This is a genomic window from Virgibacillus sp. DJP39, from assembly GCF_049310925.1.
Classification (GTDB): Bacteria; Bacillota; Bacilli; order Bacillales; family Amphibacillaceae; genus Virgibacillus_F.
The window spans coordinates 1-5,655 of sequence record NZ_JBMERP010000133.1 but is presented as its reverse complement, the minus strand read 5'-3'; the positions used below and the strand labels follow the sequence as shown (position 1 = coordinate 5,655).

4 protein-coding genes and 2 pseudogenes are annotated in these 5,655 nt (G+C 38.3%); 4 read left to right on the top strand and 2 right to left on the bottom strand.

What is annotated here, in order from left to right; all coding sequences use genetic code 11:
- Positions 1-350 (top strand): annotated as a pseudogene (locus ACOI1D_RS20925) (thioredoxin family protein); the annotation flags it as partial.
- Between the two features lie 44 nt (positions 351-394).
- Here ACOI1D_RS20925 and ACOI1D_RS20920 read toward each other — a convergent pair.
- Positions 395-910: a hypothetical protein gene (locus tag ACOI1D_RS20920; RefSeq protein WP_422504061.1), complete on the bottom strand. Its 516-nt coding sequence runs from the start codon at positions 908-910 to the stop codon at positions 395-397.
- 535 nt (positions 911-1,445) lie between these two features.
- Here ACOI1D_RS20920 and ACOI1D_RS20915 point away from each other — a divergent pair.
- The 3 genes and pseudogenes from ACOI1D_RS20915 (at position 1,446) to ACOI1D_RS20905 (ending at position 4,996) form a co-directional block, all read left to right on the top strand.
- On the top strand, positions 1,446-2,114 hold the full coding sequence (locus ACOI1D_RS20915; protein WP_422504059.1) for an MATE family efflux transporter: 669 nt from the start codon (positions 1,446-1,448) through the stop codon (positions 2,112-2,114).
- A gap of 290 nt (positions 2,115-2,404) precedes the next feature.
- Complete coding sequence (locus ACOI1D_RS20910; RefSeq protein ID WP_422504063.1) at positions 2,405-4,432, top strand: heavy metal translocating P-type ATPase; 2,028 nt, start codon at positions 2,405-2,407, stop codon at positions 4,430-4,432.
- 36 nt (positions 4,433-4,468) lie between these two features.
- A pseudogene (locus tag ACOI1D_RS20905) lies at positions 4,469-4,996 on the top strand (YdhK family protein).
- A gap of 112 nt (positions 4,997-5,108) precedes the next feature.
- Here ACOI1D_RS20905 and spoIIP read toward each other — a convergent pair.
- Positions 5,109-5,655: stage II sporulation protein P (spoIIP, locus tag ACOI1D_RS20900; RefSeq protein WP_422504057.1), on the bottom strand; the 547-nt coding region annotated here is incomplete at its 5' end.

The window sequence follows — 5,655 nt, the reverse complement described above, 5'->3', positions numbered from 1 at the left end:
TAATTAATAAAGAAGTGGAAAAGGTTGAATTTGATGATGGTAAAACAAGTAACGAACAATCAGATCTTCAGCTTCAATTAGCACAGACAAAATTTAAACTCGGCATGGAGTATGCAAAACAGAAGAGAAACGCCGATGCTTTAAGAGAATTGGATGACGCAATTTTGTTAGATCCCGATAACTTCACTATCCGCAAACAGCGATGGTACATTCGTTATCCGCAAAAATTCGGAGCGGATATTGATTTCGGCTGGCAGAAAGAACAATTGAAGAAGGAAAAAGAGGAAGAAGAACAACGTCGAAATCAAGGGCTGGTTTGCGGTCCAGATGGTTGCTTTATTCCCAGTTAATAGTAAATAGATAAGAGTGTCCCAATAGATTTGGGACACTCTTTTCACTTAAAATAGATAATACCGGGGTCCGCGGTATTGTATTGCTTTGGAAAAAGTAGTCCCTCTGTATAAGGAGAAGAAATGTTTTGTTTACTATACGTATAGGCCGTTTGGGCATAGAATAATTTTGCTCCTTCGACATCCCGTTGACCAGTAACGATATCATTTAGCAAATTTAGAGATAAAAAGTTCATAGCCTCTTTGTGACACATTGCAGATGCTTCACCTTTAGTTCGGTCTAAATAAACACTTCCATCAAAAGCAGTAACATTATCATACAAGTGTATGGGAACACAATAATCAATTGTTTGTTCTAAAAAATCAGGATGTGGTGTCGGGAAGTTATGTGGTACTGTATCACGATAGACAATTGTACGTTTCCATGGCCCATTGTTATACCATATTAACCTGCTTATTGTTGCTTCTTGTGGATACCCATACTTCTGTATGAGTGTTTTGGCCCCTTCTAGCGGTTTACCTTTCCAATAAGTTAAAATTTGATTTACATAGTTATCCATTACCATACCTCCAAATATTAGCCTATAAGTAATGTATGCACAGGAATAAAATCGGGGAACTTATTAAAAAAATCGAAACCACTAGCAACACCAGTAGTTCCCCACTAGCATGGACAACGAGTGAGAACATTACTTTACGTAGGTTAGCACTACCTGCAACTACAGCTCTAAAAGCAAGCCCGTCTGCTAAACCTTCGGTAATTGCGTAATATAATATCTAGAAAAAACATCGTACTTCGCCTTTTCATCGTTGGGAGACCCCTTCAGTTTCGGCCATAGATGAATTCGGAGAAGGTGAGGTAGAATTTGTCCACTTCCCATGGAAAAATGTCGACGAGAATAAAACCAAATGCAGTTGAAACCTGACATACGGTCCAATGATTTTGATTAAATCCTTTCGTTGTAAATACCAATGCGTCTCAAGGACTATCATCCCATGTGAAAAATGTAGCAGTCGCTTGGATGACTGGGTCAAGGGATCGTAATTAGTGGATGGTGGGTATTTTTAGAAATCGCCGCCGGTGAACGATTAATCATGCGAGCAGGACAGGTTGTGTATTTTGGAATGGTAGTCGCTCTGGGTACCAACGTGTTTGCAGCCCATCAGATTGCTGGAAATATAGAAGTTTTCTCATATATGCTTGGATTTGGTTTTGCTACGGCAGTAACTATTCTTGTCGGCAGAAAAATCGGAGCAGGAGAGTACACGGAGGCCAAAATATACGCCAAGCTGGGGCTTTTTCTTGCTGTTGGAGTAATGACTGTTTTTGGTTCCATCCTGTTTTTCTTTGGAGAGTGGGCGGGATCTCTCTTTACTAACGATCAGACGGTGATAGATAATATCGGTACAGCCCTAAAAGTATCGGGGGTTTTTCAACCGTTTCTTGCAGTAGTTATAGTTTTAACTGGGGCATATCAAGGTGCAAATAATACCAAGTTTCCAATGTACCTCACGGGTGTTGGTATGTGGGCGGTTCGAACATTATTTGTCTATATCCTTGGTACTCAGCTTGGCTGGGGATTACTAGGTGTTTGGATTGCTATTGGTCTCGATATCGGATTTAGGGCAATAGTACTTGCTGTTCAGTTCTCTCGCGACAAATGGGCAGTAGAACAAAAAGAAAAACCGGAAGAAGACCCAGAATCTGAATGCCATCCGCAAACCACAAAAGGTGACTTACCTACTTGTGTTAACAGCTACTAGAATTGACAGTTAAAGTCTATATTCTAGGCGGTTAATAGAAAGGAATTCAGAGGGTTATACATATGTATGACCCTCTTTTTCTATATCTTTGCTTAAAAAATCCCCTTTTATATTTTTATACGATCAAATTAACCTTTTTGCGAGTTCGGGCATTATTTATGATCTTGAGTTATAAATAAAATAAAGTAACAAATACTAAACGAACCAGTTTACCTTATACCCCTATAGGGTAAATGTAAATAGTAAACAATCATGAAAAGAATTGGAGGTATCGAAAATTGACTGAACAGATGAATCACAGTGAAACAAACCATGATCACCAGCATAATCATAGTAACGATGAACATAGTGGGCATGATCATCATGACCATCACGCACATATGATGGAAGATTTTAAAAAAAGATTTTATATTTCATTGATTTTGACCATACCTATTCTGGTATTGTCACCAATGATTCAAGAGGCAATCAATGTCGACTGGCGTTTTACCGGGGACTTATACATCCTTTTTGGATTATCAACGATTGTATTTTTTTATGGTGGATGGCCATTTCTTAAAGGAATGTTTGATGAAGTTAAACAAAAAGAACCTGGTATGATGACCTTGATTGCAATGGCTATTATTGTTGCTTATGGCTATAGTACGTTAACAGTATTTGGAGTGGAAGGGCGTAACTTTTTCTGGGAGTTAGCTACCCTGATCGATGTTATGTTAATTGGTCATTGGATTGAAATGAAATCAGTAATGAGTGCTACCTCTTCGCTCGAGAAATTAGTCGAGCTGATGCCGAACACCGCTCACCGCATTAACGAAAACGGAGAAACAGTAGAGGTAAAAGTAGCAGATTTACAAAACGGTGATAGTGTTCTCGTTAAACCAGGTGAAAAAATTCCTGCGGATGGTATCATTACCAAAGGTCGTTCTGAAATAGATGAATCAATGCTGACAGGTGAATCAGTTCCTGTTTTAAAAGAAAAAGATGAGGAGGTAATTGGCGGATCTGTTAATGGAGAAGGTTCACTTACCATTTCAATTGAAAAAACGGGAAAGGATAGTTATCTATCACAAGTAATTACGATGGTTCGGGAAGCTCAGAATTCACGGTCTCGTACGCAAGATTTGTCCGATCGTATGGCTAAATGGTTATTTTATGTAGCAATGGCTGCTGGTTTAGTTACGTTTATCATCTGGATTTTTGTTGGTCCGTCCTTTAGTTATGCTTTAGAACGTACGGTAACAGTTATGGTTATTGCTTGTCCTCATGCCTTAGGGCTAGCAGCGCCATTAGTCGTAGCAAAGTCGACAACACTCGCTGCAAAAAGTGGATTACTTATTCGAAAGCGCTCTAGTTTTGAAGAAGCTAGAAAGATCGAAGCTGTCATATTTGATAAGACCGGTACATTGACAATGGGCGAATTTGGCGTAAGTGATGTAATTTCAAGTGGAGATCTAAGCGAAGAAGAAATTGTAAAATATACGGTGTCACTTGAGTCACAATCAGAACATCCAATTGCTAAGGGAATTGTCAACTATGCAAAAGAACAAAATATTGAATACCCTCAACCAAATGATTTTGAATCTTTAACTGGAAAGGGTATTCAAGGTCGAGTAGGTAATAAAAACGTAAAAGTGGTTAGTCCTGGTTACTTAAAGGATAATAATATTGACTTTGATCAATCTAAATTTCAGCCATTAAGTGAAGAAGGAAAAACAATATCCTTCCTATTAATCGACGGTAAATTAGAAGGATTCGTTGCACTGGCGGATCAAATAAAAGATAGCTCCAAAGAAGCGATTGCGCAGCTGAAATCGATGAACATTGAAGCAATGATGCTGACGGGTGATAGCGATAAAGTTGCACAATGGGTAGGAAAGCAATTGGAGCTTGATGCGATTACTGCTGAGGTTCTTCCCGATGAAAAAGCTGATTTTGTCAAACAGATTCAAAAAGATGGAAAGCGTGTTGCTATGACCGGTGATGGAGTAAACGACGCCCCAGCATTGGCTAACGCTGACTTAGGAATTGCAATTGGTGCAGGAACAGATGTAGCTATGGAAACCGCAGATATTGTTCTAGTCGAAAGCAATCCGAAAGATGTGGTTAACATCTTGGATTTATCAAAAGCTACGTATCGAAAAATGATTCAAAACTTATGGTGGGCAGCGGGATATAATATCATTGCTATCCCGTTAGCTGCCGGGATACTGTTCCCAATTGGTATTGTGTTAAGTCCAGCAGTCGGTGCACTGCTTATGTCATTAAGCACAGTAGTTGTTGCTATAAATGCGCGACTGTTTAATTATGAAAAACAGTAATAAAAACTTTCTACGAATTCCAAGCAGGATTACAACATGAGGAACAGGAAATATTTAATTGGAATTTTATTCATTGTCACAGCAGTAATTTTAGCAGCATGTGGTAATAATAGTGAAATGAATCACGATGAAAATGATGAGAATACGGAGATGTATAAAACTGATTCACATGATGGTATGAAACATTCCAGCTCAGGTGAAGTCCCTGAAAATTTAGCAGTTGCAGAAAATCCAAAATATGATGTTGGAGACCAGGCTATACTTAAAACAGATCACTTGGAAGGAATGTAGGGTTCAAAAGCTACAATTGTGGGTGCATTTAATACTATTGCGTATGCTATTTCGTGTACTCCGACAACTGAAGGAGAGATGGTGGAAAACCACAAATGGGTAATACAAGAAGAAATTGTTGACACTGGTGAACAACCATTGGAACCTGGATCAGAAGTGACCATAAATGCATCCCATATGAAGGGAATGGATGATGTTACCGCGACAGTTGATTTGGCCAAACAAACTACTGTATATATGATTGATTACACTCCTACAAACGGTGGGGAATAGGTGACAAATCATAAATGGGTTACAGGAAGTGAATTAACAGCTGTAGAATAATAGAAGATAAATTTGAAGGCTACCCTATAGGGATTAAACTCTATTGGACAGCCTTCAATTTTTATTGAGCGTTTACTTCTATAACACCTTCATAAACCTCTTTGAATACATCCGCAAATGCATCAACGGTTTTACTAAGTTCTCTCTTATTGTTATCGATGCCCCCTATTTCTATTAGGAGCGACTTGTTTGAAATATCTTGGTTATACACCCCATTGCCTTCAGATTTTGTTTTTACATAAACCCCTTTACTCAGCCCAGGGTATTTTTGTTCGAGTTTTTCATGGAATTTACTAGCGAACAGTAAATTTTCTTCATAATTTTCATGAGCCTGACCAACCACGAAGTACAGCCTTGCATATTTTTCTCCATGTATAATAGTTGTTGTGCTTGCTTTTCTTGCTGAATCCCTATGAATATCGATATAGTATTCAATATTTGTATTTCGGGAAACAGCAGTTGCAATATGTTTTCTGGATAAAGCATAGGAATTACTGTAATCCCATCCATTATTTCTCAATGCTTTTGCTGTATTTATTTGGTTATGAAAGGTATTTATACCATAATATTCAAGTTTATCAGATAACAACGAACCGATAAGTACCACA

Excerpts from the sequence above, each read along its gene's own strand:
- ACOI1D_RS20920 (WP_422504061.1), bottom strand. The coding sequence starts at position 910 with ATGGATAACTATGTAAATCAAATTTTAACTTATTGGAAAGGTAAACCG.
- ACOI1D_RS20915 (WP_422504059.1), top strand. The coding sequence starts at position 1,446 with ATGCGAGCAGGACAGGTTGTGTATTTTGGAATGGTAGTCGCTCTGGGT.
- ACOI1D_RS20910 (WP_422504063.1), top strand. The coding sequence starts at position 2,405 with ATGAATCACAGTGAAACAAACCATGATCACCAGCATAATCATAGTAAC.